Annotated in this window: 20 protein-coding genes; 6 read left to right on the top strand and 14 right to left on the bottom strand. The window is 68.8% G+C overall.

Annotated elements, in window-relative coordinates; genetic code table 11:
* Positions 1-3: 3 nt before the first annotated feature.
* From JI739_RS02445 to JI739_RS02425, 5 genes are all read right to left on the bottom strand, one after another.
* Positions 4-336 carry a Rieske (2Fe-2S) protein gene (locus JI739_RS02445; protein WP_201682245.1) on the bottom strand — a complete coding sequence of 111 codons (333 nt, stop codon included), beginning with the start codon at positions 334-336 and terminating at the stop codon, positions 4-6.
* Positions 337-911: 575 nt separating this feature from the next.
* Positions 912-1,898 carry a tripartite tricarboxylate transporter substrate binding protein gene (locus tag JI739_RS02440; protein WP_201682244.1) on the bottom strand — a complete coding sequence of 329 codons (987 nt, stop codon included), beginning with the start codon at positions 1,896-1,898 and terminating at the stop codon, positions 912-914.
* Complete coding sequence (locus tag JI739_RS02435) at positions 1,895-3,568, bottom strand: CocE/NonD family hydrolase (RefSeq protein WP_201682243.1); 1,674 nt, start codon at positions 3,566-3,568, stop codon at positions 1,895-1,897. The genes JI739_RS02440 and JI739_RS02435 overlap by 4 nt, the downstream gene beginning before the upstream one ends.
* Before the next feature lies 1 nt (position 3,569).
* Positions 3,570-3,971 (bottom strand): carboxymuconolactone decarboxylase family protein, encoded by a 402-nt coding sequence (locus tag JI739_RS02430; RefSeq protein WP_201682242.1) that lies wholly within the window; start codon positions 3,969-3,971, stop codon positions 3,570-3,572.
* A gap of 23 nt (positions 3,972-3,994) precedes the next feature.
* Positions 3,995-4,867 carry an amidohydrolase family protein gene (locus JI739_RS02425; RefSeq protein ID WP_201682241.1) on the bottom strand — a complete coding sequence of 291 codons (873 nt, stop codon included), beginning with the start codon at positions 4,865-4,867 and terminating at the stop codon, positions 3,995-3,997.
* 77 nt (positions 4,868-4,944) lie between these two features.
* Between JI739_RS02425 and JI739_RS02420 the strand changes: the two genes are divergently transcribed.
* From JI739_RS02420 to JI739_RS02410, 3 genes are all read left to right on the top strand, one after another.
* Positions 4,945-5,748: an IclR family transcriptional regulator gene (locus JI739_RS02420; protein ID WP_201682240.1), complete on the top strand. Its 804-nt coding sequence runs from the start codon at positions 4,945-4,947 to the stop codon at positions 5,746-5,748.
* Positions 5,749-5,823: 75 nt separating this feature from the next.
* Entirely contained in the window at positions 5,824-6,036 is a 213-nt protein-coding gene (locus tag JI739_RS02415; RefSeq protein WP_201682239.1) for a DUF6494 family protein, read from the top strand.
* Positions 6,033-6,743, top strand: coding sequence for a class I SAM-dependent methyltransferase (locus JI739_RS02410; protein WP_201682238.1), 711 nt, complete (start codon positions 6,033-6,035; stop codon positions 6,741-6,743). The genes JI739_RS02415 and JI739_RS02410 overlap by 4 nt, the downstream gene beginning before the upstream one ends.
* 459 nt (positions 6,744-7,202) lie before the next feature.
* On the opposite strand, the gene JI739_RS02405 is transcribed toward JI739_RS02410, so the two are convergent.
* Together JI739_RS02405 and JI739_RS02400 are read right to left on the bottom strand one after the other, a co-directional pair.
* Complete coding sequence (locus JI739_RS02405) at positions 7,203-8,399, bottom strand: outer membrane beta-barrel protein (RefSeq protein ID WP_201682237.1); 1,197 nt, start codon at positions 8,397-8,399, stop codon at positions 7,203-7,205.
* A gap of 29 nt (positions 8,400-8,428) precedes the next feature.
* Positions 8,429-9,418: an ice-binding family protein gene (locus tag JI739_RS02400; protein WP_201682236.1), complete on the bottom strand. Its 990-nt coding sequence runs from the start codon at positions 9,416-9,418 to the stop codon at positions 8,429-8,431.
* 114 nt (positions 9,419-9,532) lie between these two features.
* Between JI739_RS02400 and JI739_RS02395 the strand changes: the two genes are divergently transcribed.
* Positions 9,533-10,267: a Crp/Fnr family transcriptional regulator gene (locus tag JI739_RS02395; protein ID WP_201682235.1), complete on the top strand. Its 735-nt coding sequence runs from the start codon at positions 9,533-9,535 to the stop codon at positions 10,265-10,267.
* A 48-nt stretch (positions 10,268-10,315) separates the two neighbouring features.
* On the opposite strand, the gene JI739_RS02390 is transcribed toward JI739_RS02395, so the two are convergent.
* Positions 10,316-11,899 (bottom strand): phospholipase D family protein, encoded by a 1,584-nt coding sequence (locus JI739_RS02390; RefSeq protein WP_236589028.1) that lies wholly within the window; start codon positions 11,897-11,899, stop codon positions 10,316-10,318.
* Between the two features lie 341 nt (positions 11,900-12,240).
* Between JI739_RS02390 and JI739_RS02385 the strand changes: the two genes are divergently transcribed.
* Positions 12,241-13,104, top strand: coding sequence for a beta/gamma crystallin-related protein (locus tag JI739_RS02385; protein ID WP_201682234.1), 864 nt, complete (start codon positions 12,241-12,243; stop codon positions 13,102-13,104).
* Between the two features lie 8 nt (positions 13,105-13,112).
* The gene (locus JI739_RS02380; RefSeq protein ID WP_201682233.1) at positions 13,113-13,424 is read left to right on the top strand and encodes a BON domain-containing protein; all 312 of its coding nucleotides are present in this window, start codon (positions 13,113-13,115) and stop codon (positions 13,422-13,424) included.
* A gap of 110 nt (positions 13,425-13,534) precedes the next feature.
* On the opposite strand, the gene JI739_RS02375 is transcribed toward JI739_RS02380, so the two are convergent.
* From JI739_RS02375 to JI739_RS02350, 6 genes are read right to left on the bottom strand one after another with little or no spacing between them, the layout of a single operon-like run.
* Entirely contained in the window at positions 13,535-14,464 is a 930-nt protein-coding gene (locus tag JI739_RS02375) for a polyprenyl synthetase family protein (RefSeq protein WP_201682232.1), read from the bottom strand.
* An 11-nt stretch (positions 14,465-14,475) separates the two neighbouring features.
* Positions 14,476-15,213, bottom strand: coding sequence for a UbiA prenyltransferase family protein (locus tag JI739_RS02370; RefSeq protein WP_236589027.1), 738 nt, complete (start codon positions 15,211-15,213; stop codon positions 14,476-14,478).
* A 54-nt stretch (positions 15,214-15,267) separates the two neighbouring features.
* Positions 15,268-16,017, bottom strand: a complete 750-nt coding sequence (locus JI739_RS02365; protein ID WP_201682230.1) for an SRPBCC family protein — start codon at positions 16,015-16,017, stop codon at positions 15,268-15,270.
* The gene (locus tag JI739_RS02360) at positions 16,007-16,483 is read right to left on the bottom strand and encodes a (2Fe-2S)-binding protein (protein ID WP_201682229.1); all 477 of its coding nucleotides are present in this window, start codon (positions 16,481-16,483) and stop codon (positions 16,007-16,009) included. Before JI739_RS02360 ends, JI739_RS02365 begins: the two co-directional genes overlap by 11 nt.
* Complete coding sequence (locus JI739_RS02355; RefSeq protein ID WP_201682228.1) at positions 16,480-17,370, bottom strand: FAD binding domain-containing protein; 891 nt, start codon at positions 17,368-17,370, stop codon at positions 16,480-16,482. Before JI739_RS02355 ends, JI739_RS02360 begins: the two co-directional genes overlap by 4 nt.
* Positions 17,363-19,657, bottom strand: coding sequence for a xanthine dehydrogenase family protein molybdopterin-binding subunit (locus JI739_RS02350; protein WP_201682227.1), 2,295 nt, complete (start codon positions 19,655-19,657; stop codon positions 17,363-17,365). Before JI739_RS02350 ends, JI739_RS02355 begins: the two co-directional genes overlap by 8 nt.
* Positions 19,658-19,792: the final 135 nt, after the last annotated feature.

Raw genomic sequence — 19,792 nt, 5'->3', positions numbered from 1 at the left:
GCCTTACGCGGATGGTGCCGCGCCGTCGGCCGGAAGCTCCACCAGCACCTGCTCGCCGTCCACGCGCGCGCGATAGCAGGGCAGCGGCACCTTGGTCGGGCCGGAGATCACCTGACCCGTGCGCACGTCGAACTGTGCCTGGTGCAGGGGGCATTCGATGATGCCGTCCTCCAGGTAGCCATCGGACATGCAGGCCTGGGCATGGGTGCAGATGTTGTGGGTGGCGAAGACCTCGCCATCGACCCGGTACAGGGCGACCGGCTGCCCGGCCACGACAGTGCCGAGCACGTCCCCTTCCTGAAGATCGCTTGCCTGTGCGGCGACGTGCCAAGTCATCGGATGGCTCCCCTCATGGTGATTGATGGGGAGATTCTTGCGGGATCGCGGACGGGTGTGAATTCTTCTTGTGTTGAGGGGGCGTTCGCGGGTGGCGAACGTGGGGGTAGTCACTTGCCGGCACACCAGCTGCAGTTGCCGTCGTCGCCTCGGCCGCAACCAGGCACCCCGCCGGATTTCCGAGGCAGTACAGGTACGTGTTTTTTGCGAACGCGACCACTTTCGCTGCGACGCCGCTCAGCGCAGGAGCCAACACCAACGCGCCCGCCGCCGCTGCCGCTTGCAGCGTCTGTCTCAGCACCTGGCCTCGCTGCGCGCCATCGCGGCTGGCTGGCGGAGGGTGAGGGTGAGGGCAACGGGCACGCAAGAGCGCACACGCAGGAAGCGTCGTGACGGATCGAAGGTGGCCTCCCTGGACAGCCTGGCCGCCTGCCGGGGGAGTCGGCTAGGTAGGTGGGCTTACTCGTAGGCCGAAGATGTACCGGGGGGATACCAGGGTGTTCTGGCTGCCTTCCAGCCGGATCCGGGCTGGAAGGACCACGCGGTTGCGATGGTGTGGTAGGGCCAGACGGGGCCTACTCCGGCTGGATCTTCGCGTCCTGCACCAGCCGGGCGTAGCTGGCCAGGCCATCGCGCATGACCTGCGCCAGCTCTTGCGGGGTGGAGCCGACCGGCTCGTAGCCCTGGTCCATCAGCCTGGACTTGAGCTGCGGGTCCGTCACGATCTTGCGAAGCTCGGCGCTCATGCGCTCGACGATGGGCCGGGGCGTTCCGGCCGGGGCGACCATGCCGACCCACGACTCCATGCCCGAGGGCAGCGGTATCGTGCTGCCGAGCGTGGGCACACCCGGCAGCAGCTCGGACGGCGCCCGCGAAACCACGGCAACGGCGCGCAGCTTGCCCGAGCGCAGGTGCGGCAGGTAGGGACCGATGGGCACGAAGGCCATCGGTACCTCGTTGGCCAGCAGCGCGTTCATCAGCGGGCCCGTGCCCTTGTAGGGCACGTGGATGGCCAGGACGCCGGCACGCAGCTTGAGCAACTCGCCGGCCAAGTGGAAAGGCGAGCCGGTGCCCGAGCTTCCGTAAGCCAGCGAGTCGGGTTTGGCCTTGGACAGGCCCACGAGTTCCGCGACGCTGCGCGCCTGCACGTTCGGGTTGACCACCAACGCCATCGGCGAATCGACGATGCGGCTCACCGGCTCGAAGTCGCGGATGGCATCGTAGGGGAGCTTCTGAACCATGCTCGGCAAGATGACATGGGTGCTGGCCATCAGCAGGAAGGTGTAGCCGTCGGCAGGCGCGCGCGCGACGAACTCAGTGCCGATGCGGGCGCCGGCGCCGAATTTGTTCTCTACCACCACGGTGCCGTTGAGCGAAGTGCGCAGGTGGTCGGCCATCAGGCGGCCGATGTAGTCGTAGGCGCCGCCGGGCGGCAGCGGGACGATCAGCTTGATCGGCCGTTCGGGCCAGGCCGCCGGGTTCGCGGCGGGCTGCGCCAGGGCGACCGGGGCACAGGCCGCGGCGGCCAGCCCGAGGAGTGTGCGGCGGGTGATGAGCGTCATGGTGTCTTCTCGGTGGTGGGTGGGATCACCGGCATCAGCAGGTGGGCGTCGTACCGGCCCCCGGTGCGCAGGATGTGGGTGCCCTCGTTGCGCAGGTCGTTGTGCCCGAGCATCGGCCCCTTGGGCGTGAGCTCGAAATAGTCGTGGCCCTGCACCACCACGCGCAGGCTTTCGCCGGCGCGAAACAAGGTGCTGGAGGCCCAGATCTCGATGTCGACCGGGACGCACTCGCCGGGCTGCAGCGGCAACTCGCGCTCATGGAGCAGCCAGGGCTGCCACTCGGTGCTGCGCCGCGGGTCCTGTTCGCGGTGCGAGACGCGCAGCCAGCCCAGGGCGACCGGTCCGTTGTCGTAGACCGAGAAGAAGGCGAAGGGCACCTCGCGGCCCTGCGCGTCGAGCTTTTGCACCGCGACCAGCAGGTCCATGTCGTGGCCTTCGGTGGTCTCGACCCACAGGCGCAGCTTCATGTGGCCGGTGAGCTCGGTGTCCTGCGTGAAGCGGTGGTCGAAGGTGCTGCGGCCCTGGCGCGCGTCGTAACGTGCTTCGGCTTCCTGCGCGGGCGCCGTGTCCTGCAGGGTGCCGGAGGCGCCGTCCAGGTACAGCCGGGTGTACCGGGTGCGGGCCAGCGGCCATTCGGTCTCCGCCCGCATGCGTCCCTGGTAGTGGGCCTCGCGCACCTCGATATTCACGCGCGGCCATTGCAGCACCTCGTCGCTGCTGCCCTTGAGGAAGTGGTCGAAGAAGGCGCGCTGCTTCTCCACGTTGTCGGGGTGGTGGAAGTACTCCCACTTGTAGCGGCCGTGCACCTCCAGCCATTTCTGCCGCGAGGACATCTGCTTGAAGCCCTCCAGCGTGCCGCGGGTGTGCAGCCCCTGGTCGGACCAGCTCGCCACCACGTAGGCCGGCACTTCGATGCGCGAGAGGTCGGGCGCCTTGGTCTTCCAGTACGCATCGAAGAAGGGGTGCTGCTCGATCATGGCGTTCACGTCCTCGACCTCTCCACGGGCATAGATGGATCGGTCCAGCCACTGCGGCCCGAACAGCGTCTCGGGGATGCCGCCGTGCTTCAGGCGCTCGCGGTACGAATCGCTGTAGCCCTCCCAGGGGTTGATCGCGGCCAGGTGCGCCGGCCGCAGAGCGGCCACCTGCCACTGCATGATGGCGAAGTACGACACGCCCGCCAGGCCCACCTTGCCATTGCTCCAGGGCTGGATGCCGGCCCACTCGATCAGGTCGTGGAAATCGCGCGCCTCGTCGCTGGACCAGAAGGTGGCCTTGCCTTCGGAGTTCCAGGTGCCGCGAGGGTCGGCATAGATGACCGCGTAGCCATGCCGGCACCAGTACAGCGGATCGGGCGACTCGAAGCCGCAGTGGCGCGAGATCCACTCGGGCTTGACGCTGGCGTTGTTGTGGAAACGCTCGTACACGCCGCGCGGGTTGTGCTTGCCGTACGGGCCCCAGGCAATGAGCACGGGCAGGTCGGACGCGACGCCCTCGGGCCGGAACAGGTCGATGTAGATGCGCACGCCGTCACGCATGGCCACGGCCACGTCGCGCTCGATGGCCATGCCGTCTTCCAGGCTCTTGCGGTAGCCGAAGGGCGCCGTCTTGGGCAGCGCCTCGGGCGGCTTCACCCGGCGCCAGAGGTACTCGAAGCTGTCCTGCGGCATGTCAGGCCGCTCCCTTGCCTTGCTGCGCCTGTTCCTCTTCCTCGATCTTGAGCAGGGCGCGCAGGCCGGCACTCACGGTGGGCCAGCCGCCCGGGATGAGCGTGGATTCGAACGCGTCCAGCACCTCGCGCCTGGTGGCGCCCAGGCGGATGGCGCGGCGCACGTGTTCGAGCACCGCAGCATCGAAGCCGCGGAAGGCCAGCACGCCGGCGCAGACCAGCTCGCGGTACTTGGCCGGGAACTCCTGGCCATCGTTCAGCGTGGTGGCGTAGATGCGGTCGTACGCCTCGATGAAATCGATGTCGTGGCGCGCGGCATAGACCATGGAGGCGGGCAGGTAGCCGCGCTCCTTCTTTGCGTTCTCCACGTAGGCCTGGAAGCGTTGTTCCTTGTCTTCGGACATGGGGACTCCTGTACTCGATCGGTTCACCATTGGGCGGGGCGCTGGGAGGGCAGGCGCGGCTCCCACTTGTAGATGTCCTTCGAGTTCTTCCAGAAGAACTTGCGGCTGGCGTTCTCGCCCTTGTCCGAGAAGAAGCGCCGAACGATGCGGATGCCGCGCGCGATGTCATCGCCCACGTGCTGGCACACCGGCCAGTCGCTGCCGTAGAACAGGCGGTCCTCGCCGAAGGTGTTCCACAGCGCATCGAGCGTGGGCTGGTAGAAGCTGTAGGCCTCGGTGGCGCGTTCGCCCGGGCGGCGCGTGGTGTCGCGGCCCATGAGGCCCGAGACCTTGATCCAGATGTTGGGCAGGGCGGCCATGCGCTTGAACATTTCCTGCCACTCCGGCGTGACAGGCTGGCCGTCGATGGCCATGCCGCCGATGTGCTCGACCACCACACGCAGTTGCGGCAGGCTGCGGGCGATGTTCAGCGTGCTCTCGAAGCTCTGCGCCGTGCCCCGGTAGAGGGCCTGCATGGCGGCCGGCCCGCCGAAGAAGCCCGGGCACACCCGCAGCAGGTCGAGCTGGCGGTCGCGCGCGGCCAGGTTCTCCAGGTCGGGCAGCAGGGCAGGGTCGGGTTTCTCGATGTCGCGACCCATGTAGCAGATGCCGCGGAACAGCGGGTTGGCCGAGAGCTTGTCCAGTTCGGCCGCGAAGTCGGGGCCGCGTTCGATGGCACCACAGACGCCCACGATCAGCGGCTCGACCTCCGCCAGGGCGAGGGCGCCTTCCTTCTCGCTCAGGCGCAGCACGCAGCCGGTCACACCCTCGGCCGCCGCCAGCAGGCGGAAGTCATCGGGGTTGTGGCCCCGGGGCTGGTCGATGTTCCAGAAGTGCTGGTGGGTGTCGATGATCACGCGCTCGGTCCTTTCAGGTGTTTCAATATGGTTGAACGGCTGCCATAATGTTGTATTTCATATTGGAGCGTACGCCCTTGCCTGTCAATCACGCAAACCCCGCCGCTAGCGAGCGGCGGGGCATTCAGTCGGTGGAGATCGCCTACCGCGTGCTCACCGCCATGGCGCAGTCCCCGCGTGCCTTGCCCCTGCGCGAGATCGCGGCCGAGGCGGGCCTCTCGCCCAGTGCGGCGAACAACTACCTGGTGAGCCTGGTGCGCTGCGGGCTGGCTCGTACCGATGACCGGCCGGGCCACTACCGGCTCGGGGCCTCGTTGCTGTCACTGGGCATGAGCGTGCTGCAGCAGATCGACGGCTACGACGTGTTGCGTGCCGAGGTGACGCGGCTGCGCGACGAGACGGCACGCAACACGGCGCTGGCGGGCTGGTCGGACGCCGGGCCGGTCAGCCTGTTCAAGCAGGACGGCGAGCACCGCGGCGCGTTCGAGCTGCGCACCGGGGTGATTCCGCTGGCGTCCACCGCCGCCGGCAAGGTGTTCATGGCCTGCCTGCCACCGGCCATGACGCGGCCGCTGTTGCGCAAGGAGCTGGCTGGCGGCCGCGACGCGGACGAGCGCGTGCAGGCGGCCGTCGACTCGGCCGTGCGCGAGCTCGAGCGCAACCGCTACGCCGCCGTCACCAGCGCCCACCCCAGCGGGTATGTGTCCGTCGCGGCGCCGGTGTGGGACGTCCATGGCGAAATTCGCTTCTCGATCAGCCTGATGGATTCGCGCGGCCGGCTGGACACCAGCCGCAACGGGCCGCACGTGAAGGCGCTGCTGGAAGCGACCGAGCGGGCCAGTGTTGCACTGGGCGGCGGCGGCTACGCGCGCAGGGATTGAGCTGAAACGGTTGCTGATCGCCAGGTCGTCGCCGAGGGCGCATCATCGGCCGCATACCGATGAATGGAGGCAACCATGGACGAGGAAGCTCTCAACCTCAGCATGCGCAAGTTCCTCAAGATGGTGGGCGTGAGCTCCCAGCGAGAGATCGAGCATGCGGTGGCGGCCGCGCTGGAGAAGGGCCGCATCGCCGGCGGCGAAACCCTGCCCGCGACGATGACGCTCGCCGTTCCTGGCCTGCAGCTGCAGGTGAGTTTCGACGGTGAGCTGAAGCTGGCTGCCGAATGACGCGGCAGACCGATGATCCGCGGCTGGTGCTGGTCGAGCGCTTCTTCGACGGCACGGGCGCGAGCTACGACTTCATGGTGCATGCCGCAACCTTCGGCATCGACCGCCTCTGGAAGCGCCGCATCGTGCAACTCATCCCGCCGCATGCGCGCCGGGTGGCCGACCTGGCCTGCGGCACCGGCATTTCCACGCTCGCCATCGCGCGGCACCTGCCGTCGTGCCAGGTGGTGGGCGTCGAGCTGCGCGAGGAGTACCTGGCCATTGCGCGCGAGAAGGTGCGCCGGCAAGGCTTGTCGGCGCGCGTGGACCTGGTGCTGAGTCGGGCCGAGGACTACCACTCGGAGCAGCCGTTCGACTGCATCGCATCCTCCTACCTGGCCAAGTACGCCGACCTGCCGAGGTTGCTGGATCACGCCTGGGACATGCTCGTGCCGGGCGGCGTGTTTCTGATGCATGACTTCACCTACCCGCCCAAGGCGTATCTGGTGCGGCTGTGGCGGCTGTACTTCTGGACTTTGCAGCGGCTGGGCGGCGCCCTGTTTCCGCCGTGGCGGACGATTTATCAGGAGCTGCCGCGCTTGATCGAGAGCACCCGCTGGACCGAGGAGCTGCCGGCGGCGCTGCGTGAGCGCGGCTTCATCGACTGCCGTCGGCAAGACCTGACCCTGTATGGGTCGGCCATCGTCACGGCACGCCGGCCCGCTTGAGGCCCCCGATCTCGCGCGGCGTGCGCTTCAGCCGTTGCGGGCGTTCGCCCTGAGCCCTTCGACCAGCTCAGGACAGGCATGTATTCGCCGCCAAGGCGCCGGAAGGCTACCGGGGGCAAGCAGTTGAGTCCCTACCCATCCGTTCGCCCTGAGCCTGCCTGTCCTGAGCTTGTCGAAGGGGCGAAGGGTTAGCGGGGCTTCGACGAGCTCAGCCAGAACGGGGGGGGGTGTGGTCCGCCATAAAGGGCTTCGACGAGCTCAGCCAGAACGGGGAAGGTGGATCCGGGCGAGGGCTGTTTCATGAGACCGCTGTTTGTTGAGAGCCCTTCGACCAGCTCAGGACAGGCCTGTCGAACAGATGGCAAGGCTTCGACAAGCCTGTTCTAAGCCAGTTGAAGCGCTCAGCCTGAACGGGTGTGTGAGTGCGGCGGGCCGGCGAGCGGCCCGCCGCAGGCGCGACTATCGCGTGCCGTGCACTTCGACCTCGACCCGGCGGTCCGGCTGCAGGCAGGCCCGCAGGGCAGCCGTTGGTGAAGCCCCGCGGCAGTTGCCCGCAACGGTCACCGGCATGGTTTCACCCGCGCCCGATGCCACCACCTTGTCGCGAGCGAGGCCGCCCGTCTGCACCATGTAATCGGTCACGGCGGCTGCACGGCGCTCGGACAGTCGGGCGTTGTAGTCGGCGCTGCCCAGCCTGTCGGTGTGACCCGTGACGCGGACCGCGCCGTAGCGCACACCGCGCAGATCCGCGACCAGCTTGTCGAGGGCGGTTCGGCCCGCAGGCTTGACGACGGTGCTGTCGAAGTCGAACAGCGAGTCAGCCGACAGATTGACGCGGGTCAGCACCACGGGCGCCGCGGCGACCGCGGGCGCGGGGGCAGGCGCCAGGGCAGGAGGCGGGGCCGGCGCCGGGGCAGGCGCCGGCGGTGTCACCTGGACGGGCTGCGGCGCAGGCACCGGAGCAGGCACCGGCGCCGCAGCCACGGTGCGGGTTGCCGGCGACGATTGCCCGAAGCGGTACACCAGGCCCACCGACACCATGTCCACGTCGCCGCGGTTGCCCACCGAGTCCTTCAGACGATAGCGCTCGGCTTCCAGGCGCATCGACAGCGACTCGGTGAAGGCATAGGCCACGCCGACGCCCCATTTCGCGTTGACGGACGTCTGGCTCGAGTTGGCACTGGCGTACGGAACACGCGCGGCGCCGGTGGCGCTGAAGCTGCCTTCCGTGCGCATCGAGGTGACGCCCACGCGCCCCAGCACCGAGAAGCGCTCGGACAGCGGCAGGGTGCCGACCACGTCCAGGTTGAGCCCTCGAGCGGACATGTCGCCGGTGAGGGTGCCGGCCGGGGTGGTGCGGGCCGTGTAGCCGAACTCGCCCAGATCGAAGTAGCCGCCTTCGATGGCGAAGTTGCGGTTCAACTGGTACCCGCCGAATACCTTGTAGCCGGTGTCGTGCTCGCGGTTGGCGAGGGCGTTGGTGACCAGCCCCTGCCCGGCCAGGCCGGCGCGGATGCGGTCGTCGTCGATGGTCGCGCCGGCGCGGCCCACGTTGCCGCCGGCGTACCAGCCGGTGTCCTGGGCCTGAGCGGCAGGGGCCGCCATGGCGGCCAGCGCCGCGATGGCGAGCATCGCCGGTGTTGCTGTGAATTTCATGGAGGTCCTCGGGGTATGTGGTCGCCGGATCACGGCAGGGTGATGACGGTGTTGACCATCGTGACGGAGGCGTTGAGCGAAAGCACGCGGCCGTTGATGGTCACGAGGTTGGTGTTGCCGGACGTGGAGATCGCGGCGCCGGCCTGCGAGATCAGCGTGCCGTTGAAGGTGCCGCCCCCCGCTGCGTTGATGATGGCGGCGCTGCCGACCTGCCAGTACACGTTCTTCGCCTGCGCGCCGTTGGTGAGGATGATGCTCGCCGGCGCTGCCGCCCCGGGGCCGCCCACGGTGAGCGAGGTCGCCATCTGGAACACCCACACGGCGTTGGCGTCGCCCTGCGCATCGAGGGTGAGGTCGCCGCCCTGAATGCGGAAAGTGCCGGCCGCCGCGGTGTAGACGCCGGGAGCGAGCGTCAAGTTGGCCAGGTTGCCGGCGCCAGGATCAGGGCCGAGGGGCTTGGCAACGAGTTCGTTGTACGCAACGAGTGCGTCGGCGCGCGCGCGGGTGGCGATCTCGAACGTGATGGCTGTGCCGCCGGCGCAGCCGGCGCCACTCGCGGTGGGCGGGGGCGCGGCCGTGTACACCCGGTTCAGGCCGGTCAGGGTTCCGATGTTCAGGGGCGTCTCGGTGTAGACGCAGTTGTTCGGTGGCAGCCCATCGTGGAAGCCGGTGATGAGTGTGGATGCGCCGGTGGTGCCCACGTCGGCATTCACCACCGTGTTGATCCCCTGGTTGGTGACGCCGGCCGAGCCGCCGAACGCGCCGAAGGTGGTCGCCAGGCCCAGAGGGACAGCGACGCTGCCAGGCGCCGGGGCCGCGATCTGCGGTGGGACCTGCGGGGGGATGCGCCCATCGGGCAGGGGGGCCTGCGGCGGGATGGGCGTTGTCGTCGTCGCGGGCGCCGCGGGCGCAGAGCTGTCGAAGCCCAGGATGCGGTCCTGGCCGCCGCCGCAGGCGGCAAGCGTTCCCAGGAACAGTGCCGCGACGAAGGGCCGCAGGCGGTGGATGGAAGGGGTCATGGTTGTCTTTCGCAGGAAGGTCGAAGGTGGATCAGGCGCATGGCTCGTCCGCACGGTAAGTCAGCAGGAAAGGCGCGTCTGCGCGCCACCGTACGTTGCGTACACTGCCCGGCTATGAAGTTGTTCTCTCAGGGCAAGGCGTCGGTTCCTCGCGACAACTGGCTGCTCGCGGCACTCGCGACCGCTGAATGGGACCGCTGGATCCCATTCCTTGAACTCGTCGATCTGCCGCTGGGCGCGGTCTTGATCGAGCCTCGGCGCAACACCACCCACGTCTACTTCCCCACGACCGCGATCGTGTCGCTCCTTTACGTGATGGAGAACGGTGCGTCGGCGGAGATCGCGGTCGTTGGCAACGAGGGGCTGGTGGGCATCTCGCTGTTCATGGGCGGGCAGTCGACGTCGAGTGCGGCGGTGGTGCAGGCTGCGGGCCAGGCTTACCGGCTCAAGGCCCACCTGTTGATGGATGAGTTCGACCGCGGCGGGCCGGTGCTGCACCTGCTGCTTCGGTATACCCAGGCGCTGATCACGCAGATGGCGCAGACCTCGGTGTGCAACCGGCACCACGCCATCGACCAACAGTTCTGCCGCTGGCTGCTGCTCACGCTGGACCGGCTGCTGGCAAGCGAGATCGTGATGACGCAGGAACTGCTGTCCAACATCCTGGGCATAAGGCGTGCCAGCGTCACCGAGGCTGCCGGCAACCTGCAGAAGGATGGCCTGATCCGCTATGAGCGCGGGCGCATCACGGTGCTCGATCGTGCCGGCCTGGAGCGCCGCACTTGCGAGTGCTACTCGGTGGTCAAGCAGGAATACGACCGACTGCTGCCGGACATCGAGGCGACCTGAGCCGAGTGCAAGCCGATCCGGGTGGCAGGAAACGCCGGCTTCATCGCACTACAGCATCTCGTCCGGGGAGAAGGGGGCCAGCACGTTCACCAGCAGCCTGAGCATCGCAGGGGCTTCAGGCTCGCTCGTGGTGTCGGGAAACGCCGCGCCGATTGGCGCGCGCCAGTGCAGCCCGCCCGAGGCGTTCTGCTCGACGCGGTAGGCGCTGCTGGCGATCGTGCCATCGATCAGCAGGGCCGCTTCGGCTGCAAGCGCTTTGCTGCGAATGACCAATGCGACCTCGCTGTTCGTGCGCTGGGAGCGAAGATCCAAGTTCATAGAGCCGATGGCGGTCAAGCGCCGATCGATGATGACCGCCTTGGCGTGCAGGCTGGATTGGGACGCACCGACCTCGGACCCGCCGACCCCACTGCCCAGCCGGGGCCGCACGCGCCGGTCGTGGCGGCCGGTGGCTGCCCGGGGCACTGACCGCATCTCGTGCACCTCGACCCCCAGGGCAAGCAGATCTTCGCGGTAGCGTCGGTAGCCGGCATGCGCGGCCGGCGCGTCGTTCGATGCCAGGGAGTTGGTCAGCAGGCGCACGCGGACGCCGCGCGCGCGCATGTCGGAGAACACCTTCATCATCGGCATGCCAGGCACGAAGTAAGGCGACACCATCAGCACCTCGTGGGTGGCTTGCTGCATCAGGTTCAGCAGTCCGTCCACCACCGTCTCGCCTGCGTCGGCTTCGTCGTCAACCGGGCCGATCTTGCCGGGCTGGTCGGCGATCAGCAGCGACGACGCCCACAACAGCGGCACGCCCTTCAGGTCCATGGGCTGCCGTTGCGCGAATGAAACTTCGGCGGACGTCACGCCGGGAAGCACCATGCCGGTCACATGATCCGCAGGCGGTGGCGCAGCCACCTCGGCCCCCACGGCGCGCTCTGCAGGCTGTTCACCGGTGTCTGCATGCAGGCGGTCGAGCTCCGCTGGCGAGAGCAGGTCGGGCACCGGGTAGGCCAACGGGTCGTTCCAGTAACGATCGAAGCTGGCGGACATGTCCTGCACGATGCGGCCGGCGGCCAGGACGTCCAGGTCGACGAAGTTGCTTTTCTCGCCGGCGCCGAAGTAGGCCTGGCCGAGGTTGCGCCCGCCGGCGATTCCCCATGCGTTGTCCGCGATGAACAGCTTGTTGTGCATTCGCTTCTGGATTCGCTCCAGGTCATGCAGGGAGCCGAGGATGCGTGTCACGAGTGAGGCGCGGGGTCCGGCCATCGGGTTGAACAGGCGCATCTCGATGCCCGGCTCGAAGGCCAGGCGCAGCACCTGGGCGTCGTCACCCACGGTGTTGAAGTCGTCAAGCAGGATGCGCACCCGTACGCCGCGGCGCGCTGCGTCTCGCACACTCTGCAAAAGCACCTCGGTGCTGGCATCGGCATGGATGGCGTAGTACTGCAGGTCGAGACTTTTCTGGGCCGCTTGGGCCAGTGCCACCCGGCTGGTGAAGGCACTGTCGGCGCTGTCCAGTAGCCGAAAGCCGGAGTCGCTGCGGGTGCCGGCTACCACACGGCGTGACTGTGCCAGGCGCCCCAGCGCCGTGTGCTCGGTCGCCTGGAACGCATGTGATGCCGTGCGCGGCTGCTGGGTCGGCAAGCTGCTGCATCCGCTGGCCAGGCCACACAGCACGACCCACGCCGCGAGCCGCCGCAGCCGACGCGGGAGCCACCTCCGCTGCAATCGGGCGGGCAAGGGAAGGCTGTGGATCATGGCTCGCTCGGGGTCCATCACGTGGTCGATGGCTCGACAGTGAAGGCCCGGCGCCAGCTCGTCTGTCCGGCTCCGTACGGATAAGGCAGGTTGCTGATGAGGCAGCGTGATCCGTTGCTGCGCCACGACGGGCCATACGTTCGAGCGGCAACTGAAGCGCGACCGTACGCTGCCGGACAGACGCAAGCCTGCTGCTGGCCTACCTTCAGCGCTGAAAGAGGTCATCCATGAAATCACTTGCCAAAACCCTGTTCGCTGTCTCCGTGCTGGCCTGCGCGGCCCAGGCGTCGGCACAGGTCACCTTTCACGAGAAAGAAAACTTCCAGGGCCGCTCGTTCACCTCGCAGCAGCGCCTGGTGAATTTCGAGCGTGCCGGCTTCAACGACCGCGCCTCCTCGGTGGTGGTGGTCGGTCAGCGCTGGGAGGCATGCGACGACGTGAACATGCGTGGCCGCTGCGTGGTGCTGCGCCCCGGCCAGTACCCGTCACTGTCGGCCATGGGCCTGGACGATCGAATCTCCTCGGTGCGGCCCCTGCGCAATAACGAACACGTGGCCGAGAAGGACTACGCGCCCCTGCCCATCGTGGCGCAGGATTACCGCCGTCGCAGGGACGAACGCCTGTTCGATGCCCCGGTCACATCGGTGCGCGCCGTGGGCGGCACGCTGGCACAACGCTGCTGGATCGAGCGCGAGCAGGTCGCGCAGCAGCCGCAGGTGGAGCAGCAGCAGGCGGGGCTGAACATCCCGGGCGCCGCCATCGGCGCCATCATCGGTGGCATTCTGGGTCACCAGGTGGGCGGCGGCAGCGGCCAGAAGATCGCGACCGTCGGCGGGGCCGTCGGCGGTGCAGCGCTGGGCGCCCAGTACGGTCGCAACAGCCAGCCGGTGCAACAGGCCCAGGTCGTCCCCGTGACCCAGGACGTGCGCCGCTGCGACAACAACGCGGCGCAGGCCACGCCTGCTTACTGGGACGTGACCTACAACCACGAAGGCACCGAACACCGCGTGCAGATGGCCCAGGCGCCTGGGCAGACCATCACCGTCAACCGCCGCGGCGAGCCGCGCGCCGCATCACCTTCGACCCGCTGAAAGAACACATGAACATCACAAAAAGCATCGCCGCGATCCTGGCCACCACCGTCATCACCTTGACCGGCTGCGCCGTCACGCGCGGGCAGGAAAGCGTGGGGGCCTACATCGACGACACGGCCATCACCACCTCGGTAAAGGCCCGCTTCGTGGAGAACAAGGCCGTTGACGCGAGCAGCATCCGTGTCGAGACGCTCAAAGGCACCGTGATGCTCTCGGGATTCGCGAAGAACGGCGCCGAGAAGACGACCGCCGAGACCATCGCCCGCGGCGTGAGCGGCGTGCGTTCAGTGCGCAACGAGATCGCCGTGCGTCCGTGAACGGCAAACGCTCCTGGCATGGGAGGTGACGCCTCACGCAGGAAGGGAGCTCAGGCTCCCTTCTTTTTTGTGCCGGCGAATCTCGTCGGGCCTGCAGTCACGGGTGTCTTTCATTCCGCCGGCGCGCCGTCCCGCATGAGGCCCACGATCTCGCGCGGCGCGCACTTCAGCAGTTGCTGGTGCTGGCCTCGGGCTGGCAGGCGGTCCGCCGCCGCTTCGGCCTGCCTCAGGCGCAATTCAAGATTCGCCTGCATGGCGTCGCGCAAACACGCGAGCATGGCTGCATCGGCCGGGCCGCCATGGCCGCAGAAGTGCGCGAGTGCGGGGGCGAGCAGCGGCCCGGGTGCCGGCGGCAGGGCGGGGTCTTCGGCCGAGCCGAGCAGATCCCGCAGATCGTCGGCCAGCTGGTACGCCTGGCCGGCCCGCGCGCCATAGGCGCACGCGGCCTCGCACGTGGATGCCACAGCGCCGGCAGCTTGCGCGCCCAGGCGGGCCGCGGCGCCGAACAGCACGCCGGTCTTGAGGTGGATGAGCCGTGGGTAGAGCGTGGGCAGCGGGGCGCGCTCTGCGGTCGCGGGGTCGTCGCCCGCCAGCGGCTCCTGCGACGCGCCCGCTGCCATGGCGGCGATGGCCTCGGCCAGCACCAGCACATCGTCGCGGCCGAGCTGCGCCATGCGTCGCAGGGCCGTGGCGAACATCAGGTCTCCCAGCAGCACCGCCCGGCGCGGCCCGTGCCGTGTCCAGGTGGCGGGGCGGTCGCGGCGCAAGGTGTCACCGTCGACCCAGTCGTCGTGCACCAGCGACGCGGCCTGCACGCACTCGATGGCCAAGGCCCGCGGGATGGCCGCCTCGGGCGCCCCGCCGAGGGACTCGTTGACCAGGCAGGCGAGAGTGGCGCGAAGTCGTTTGCCGCCGGACAGCACCTCGCGCACGGCGCCCAGCTCGCGCTCGGGCAGCGGGTCGAAGAAAGCGCCGAGCCGTTGGTTGAACTCGGCATCGAGCCGCAGGCGCGTGATGGCCCAGTAACGGGCGAAGGACAAGGAGGCCGGTCTCATGAGCCACCGAACCAGCGCCAGGCCAGCAGGCCCAGGGCCAGCAGCATGACGCCAGCGCTCAGCGATTTGAGGATCGCCTCGAGTTGCTGCATGTGGGCGCGTTGCGCGTCACCCAACGGCTCGTCGGCCGCAGCGCGCCGCAGCGCCTTGTACGGCCGCGAGGCCTTGATCTCCACCAGGCTCAGCAAGGCCATGGCGGTGGCGACCAGCAGCGCGGCGATGGAGAGGGTGTTGGTCTGCAGGACGTAGCCGGCCAGCACCGGCAAGCCGCCCCAGGAGAGGGCGAACCAGCCATCGGTGTGGAAGCGGCCGCCGAACCATTCGAGGTTGTAGGCCAGCAGGAAGAAGCCCTCGGCAATGGCGATCCACCACAGCAGTGGCGCGTCTTGCAGCATGTACCAGGCGCCGATGCCATAAGCGGCCAGCACCGAGCTGGCCGCCAGCAGCCAGAGCTGGCGGGGCGTGAAGGCCGCGCCCCAGGGCCGCGTGCCGCGGCTGCCCAGGGCGTCGAGCGCATGCGCGCCGATCCCCAGAGCCAGGAAATGGATCAGTCCGATGGCCGCCACCCGGTCCCAGCGAAGGTCGTGCGCCAGCACCGAGCCGATGGCGGTGAAGGCGATCACCATGCCGGTGTAGGGCAGGAAGAGCAGGCCCACCGCCGCCCGGAAGCGCGGCGGGCCGAACGCGGGCACGAACCACTCGTTCAGCCTGGGCCTATCTTGCGGATTCGTCATGCGGGCCCATGGTGCCACCGTGGATTGGTTCGTGGCGCAACTTCCTCAGGCGGGCTACCTCAGCGCCTCGCGCAGCATGGCCGCGCACTCACTGGCCGCCTCCAGCGGCCAGTGCACGGTGACGGTGACGTCGGCGCGCTTGATCTCGATGCGGATGCTGCGGCCGTTGGCCGGCGCGCGGCGGGGGCCGGACAGCAGGCGCGAGAGCCAGCCGTCCGGTGCCGCTTCGGTCACGGAGCCGGCGTCGTCAACGACCACGGCGGTGACGGCGCCAGGGGCAGGCGTCGATGCCGCGGGGGCCGGTGCCGGCGCTGCCGCAAGCGTGTGCGCCGATGCCGGTGCCGGCGTGTCGGCGCTGCCGGCCTTCAGCTGGGCCGCCAGGTTCTGGCCAAACTCCTCCCACATGCGGTCGGCCTTGGTCTTCATCACGCTCAGGCCGAAGCTGCCCAGCCGGCCCAGCACGTCGACCTTCACTTTCATCTTCAGCTCGGTGCCGCCATCGGGCAGTTCCGTGAGGAAGATCTCGCTTTGCTGCTTAAGCGAGCTGGCCACCGAGGTGTCCTCGCCCGTGCCCTCGCTGCGCAGGTAGTGCGGCTCGCGCTGCTCGACGATCTTCGTCTTGAGCCTGAACTTGGCGCTGATGAAGGAGATCTTCACGTGCATCACGGCCAGGTACTCGGTCGGGCTGATCACCTCGATGGACTTCATGCCGGGCACGCAGCCGCCCATCACGTTGGGGTCGAGCAGCAACTCCCAAACCCGGGCCGGCGGTGCGGCCACGGTCATCACCTGTTCAATTTCCACGCATCTTCTCCGCCGCGTCGAGCACGGATTCCACGATCTGGGTGTAGCCGGTGCACCGGCACAGGTTGCCGTTGAGGCCCTCGCGCACCTGCTCGGGCGTGGGGTTGGGGCACGCCTCGAGCAGCGCGCAGGCCGACATCAGGAAGCCCGGCGTGCAGTAGCCGCATTGCAGGCCGCCGCAGTTCATGAAGCTTTCCTGCAGCGGATGCAACTGCCCGTTCTGCGCCAGGCCTTCGACGGTGGTGATGTGGCGGCCGTCGGCCTGCACGGCCAGCGACAGGCAGGACTTGACGACTTCGCCGTCCACCAGCACCGAGCAGGCACCGCAGGTGCCGGTTTCGCAACCGCGCTTGGTGCCGGTCAGGTGCAGGTCGTCGCGCAGGAAGTCCGACAGCATGCGGCGGGCCGGCACTTCGGCCTGCTGGGTCTCGCCGTTGACGGTGAGGGTGATGCAGTGCTTGCTCATTTCAGTTCTCCACCTTGCTGTGCGTCACCCGCGATGCCGAAGAGGTTGGCGAGGGTGCGGCGCGTGACCACGCGCACCATGTCGCGGCGATAGGCCTCGGAGCCGCGCGAGTCGTCGAGGGCGGCGATGTCGGCGGCCACGATGTCGGCGGCCTCGGCCGTCACTTCGGGAGTGACGGTCTTGCCGCGCAGGAAGTGTTCGGCTCGCGGGAGCCGGCGCGGCACCGGCACCGAGGCGCCGACCACCAGGCGTGCCTCTTGGCACACAGCGCCTTCGACGCGCGCCACGAGCGACACGCTGGCCAGCGGGCGGTGCTCGGCGGCGGTGCGGCGAAAGCGCGTGTAGGCCCCGCGCTCGCCCGCACGCAACGGCGGCACGCGCACGTCGACCACGACCTCGTCGGGCTCCAGCGCGGTGACGAAGAAGTCGACCAGGAAGTCTTCGAGCGGCAGCACGCGTTCACCGCGGGAGCTGGCCAGCCGCACCTCGGCGCCCAGGGCCAGCAGGCAGCCGGGCGGGTCGGTGGACGGGTCCCCGTAGCAGAGGTTGCCGCCCAGCGTGCCCTGGTTGCGCACCTGCGGGTTGGCCACCTGCGCCGCCATGGCGGCGAGCATGGGCACGTGCTGGCGCACCAGCGGCGAGTGGGCGATGTCGCAGTGGCGCTCCAGCGCGCCGATGCGCAGGCCGCGTTGCGCATCGAACTCGATGCCACGCAGCTGCGGCAGGCGCGCCGCCGAGACGATGTGCGTGGGCGTGAGCATGCGCTGGCGCATCACCAGCATGAGGGCGGTGCCGCCGGCCATCAGGCGGGCTTCGTCGCCGTGGTCGGCCAGCATGCGGCTGGCCTCGGCCACCGAGGTGGGCTGCAGGAACTCGAAATCACGCATGGGTGTCTCCCTGGCGGCGGGCGCGCAGGGCGGCCAGCACCTTTTCGGGGGTGATCGGCAGGTCGTGGATGCGCACGCCCACGGCGTCGAACACCGCGTTGGCGATGGCCGGGGCGCCGGGCAGGATGGCCGTTTCACTGGCGCCCTTGGCGCCGTAGGGGCCGATGGGGTCCATCGATTCGACGATGCCGCTGCGCATCTCGGGCACCGAGTCGGGCGTGGGCATGGTGTAGTCGGCGAAGTTGCCGTTGACGATGCGGCCGTTGTCCATCTGCAGCTGCTCGTACAGCGTCCAGCCGATGGCCTGCACCGCCGCGCCATTGCTCTGGCCGTGCACGGCCTGCGGGTTGAAGGCCTTGCCGCAGTCGTCGGCGACGTAGCTGTCGATGACCGTGACCTGGCCGGTCTCGGTGTCCACCTCCACCTCCACCGCCTGCGCGGCGAAGGAGTAGGCCGGCGAGATGTTGCCGTAGATGGTTTCCTTGTCGAACATCTCGGTCTTGGCGTCCCAGCTGCCGGTGACCTGGATGCCTTCGCCGCCGTGGCGCCAGATGTGGGTGCGGGCGAGTTCGGCCACGGTCAACTTGCGCGAGGGATCGGCCTTCACGCGCACCATGCCCTCGGCGCATTCGAGCTGCTCGGCTGGCACCTCCAGCAGTTGCGAGGCCAGCGTCACCAGCTTCTCGCGCGCGGCCTGCCCGGCGCGTATGGCGGCATTGCCCGCCACGATGGTCACGCGCGAAGCCAGGCTGCCGATGGCCCAGGGGGAGGAGTCGGTATCGGGCAGGGTGATGTGCACGTGCGACAGCGGAATATCCAGCTCGTGCGCGATCACCTGGCACAGCATGGTCTGCGCCCCCTGGCCCATGTCGGCCTCGCTGCTGTGGATGATGGCCCGGCCGTCTTCGTTGAGCTTGACCATGACGGTGGAGCCGTCCCAGTTGCCGATGGTGCGGTTGCCGCTCACGTGCATCACCGCGGCCATGCCCACGCCGCGGCTGCGCGTGCCGCTGGTGGCGAGCTTGCCGCGCTTGTCCTTCCAGCCGATGGCTTCGGTGCACTGGGTCAGGCATTCCTGCAGGCCCGTGCTGCCGATCTTCCAGCCGTGCACGGAGGTCTGGCCGGCCTCGATCGCGTTGATGCGGTGCACCTGCAGCGGATCGAGGTCGAGCTTGCGGGCCATCACGTCGATGTGGCTGTTGAGCGCGAAACTCATCTGCGTGCCGCCGAAGCCGCGGAAGGCGCCGTGCGGCGGCGTGTGCGTGTAGACCACCGTGGCGTGCGAGCGCACGTTGGTGTTGCGGTGCATGTTGTCGCTGCGCATGGCGCTCACGTGCAGCACCTCGGGCGCCAGGCCGCTGTAGGCGCCGCAGTCGCCGACGATGCGCACCTCCTTGGCCACGATGCGGCCCTCACGGTCCATGCCCAGCTTGAGCGTGATGCGCTCGGGCAGGCTGCTGGGCGCGGCCATGAAGTCCTCGAGGCGGTTGTTCACCACCCGCACCGGCTTGCCCGTGCGCAGCGCCAGCGCGCCGGCCACCAGGCTATTGGCGTCCTCGATGATCTTGCCGCCGAAGCCGCCGCCGGTGGTGCTCTGGATCACCCGCACCTGCGACACCGGCAGCCCCAGCACCGTGGCCAGTCGCCCGCGTACCAGGTGCGCCGACTGGGTGGAGGTCCAGACCTGCAGCCGGCCGTCGGCGTCCACGGTCGCCACCGTGGCCATGGGCTCCATGTAGCCGGGGTACTGCGCGTGCGTGGTGTAGGTGGCTTCGTGGACCAGGTGGGCCTGGGCGAAGGCGGCGTCCACGTCGCCGCGGTGGTAGCGGATCTCGTGGGCGATGTTGTTCACGCGGCCAGGGTGCACGGTGGGCGCATCGGGGTCCAGCGATTCCTCGGGCGTGAGGATGGCCGGCAGCTCCTCGTACTCGACCTCGATCAGGTCGATCGCGTCACGCGCGATCTCCTCGGTGACAGCCGCCACGGCCGCCACCTCTTCACCGGCAAAACGCACCACCCCCTTGGCGAACGTCAGGCGCTCCTTCTTGTGCACGCCCCAGGGCACCTGCGGCCCGTCCTCGCCGGTGATCACGCACTTGACCCCGGGCAACGCCAGCGCCTGCGACACGTCCAGCCGCACGATGCGCGCATGCGCATAGGGGCTGCGCAGCACCTTGGCGTGCAGCATCCCCGGCAGCTGGATGTCCCCCGCATACTGCGCGCGCCCGAGCACCTTGGCTTTGGCATTGACCTGCGGCACCGAAGTGCCCAACGTGGATGCGTTCATGCGCTTCCTCCAATTCATTCAATCAGTTCGCCCCTCGGAGCGAAGTCACCCCACTCCAAAGGCCGCCGCCCAGCGGCAGGCCTTTCCAGCGGCTACCGCGGAACCGGCTTTGCCGGGCCGCTGGTTGCGCCCCCT

Source organism: Ramlibacter aurantiacus (genome assembly GCF_016722895.1).
GTDB classification, from domain to species: domain Bacteria; phylum Pseudomonadota; class Gammaproteobacteria; order Burkholderiales; family Burkholderiaceae_C; genus Ramlibacter; species Ramlibacter aurantiacus.
The sequence above is the reverse complement of the archived record's forward strand: the minus strand, read 5'-3'. Positions and strand labels throughout refer to the sequence as shown.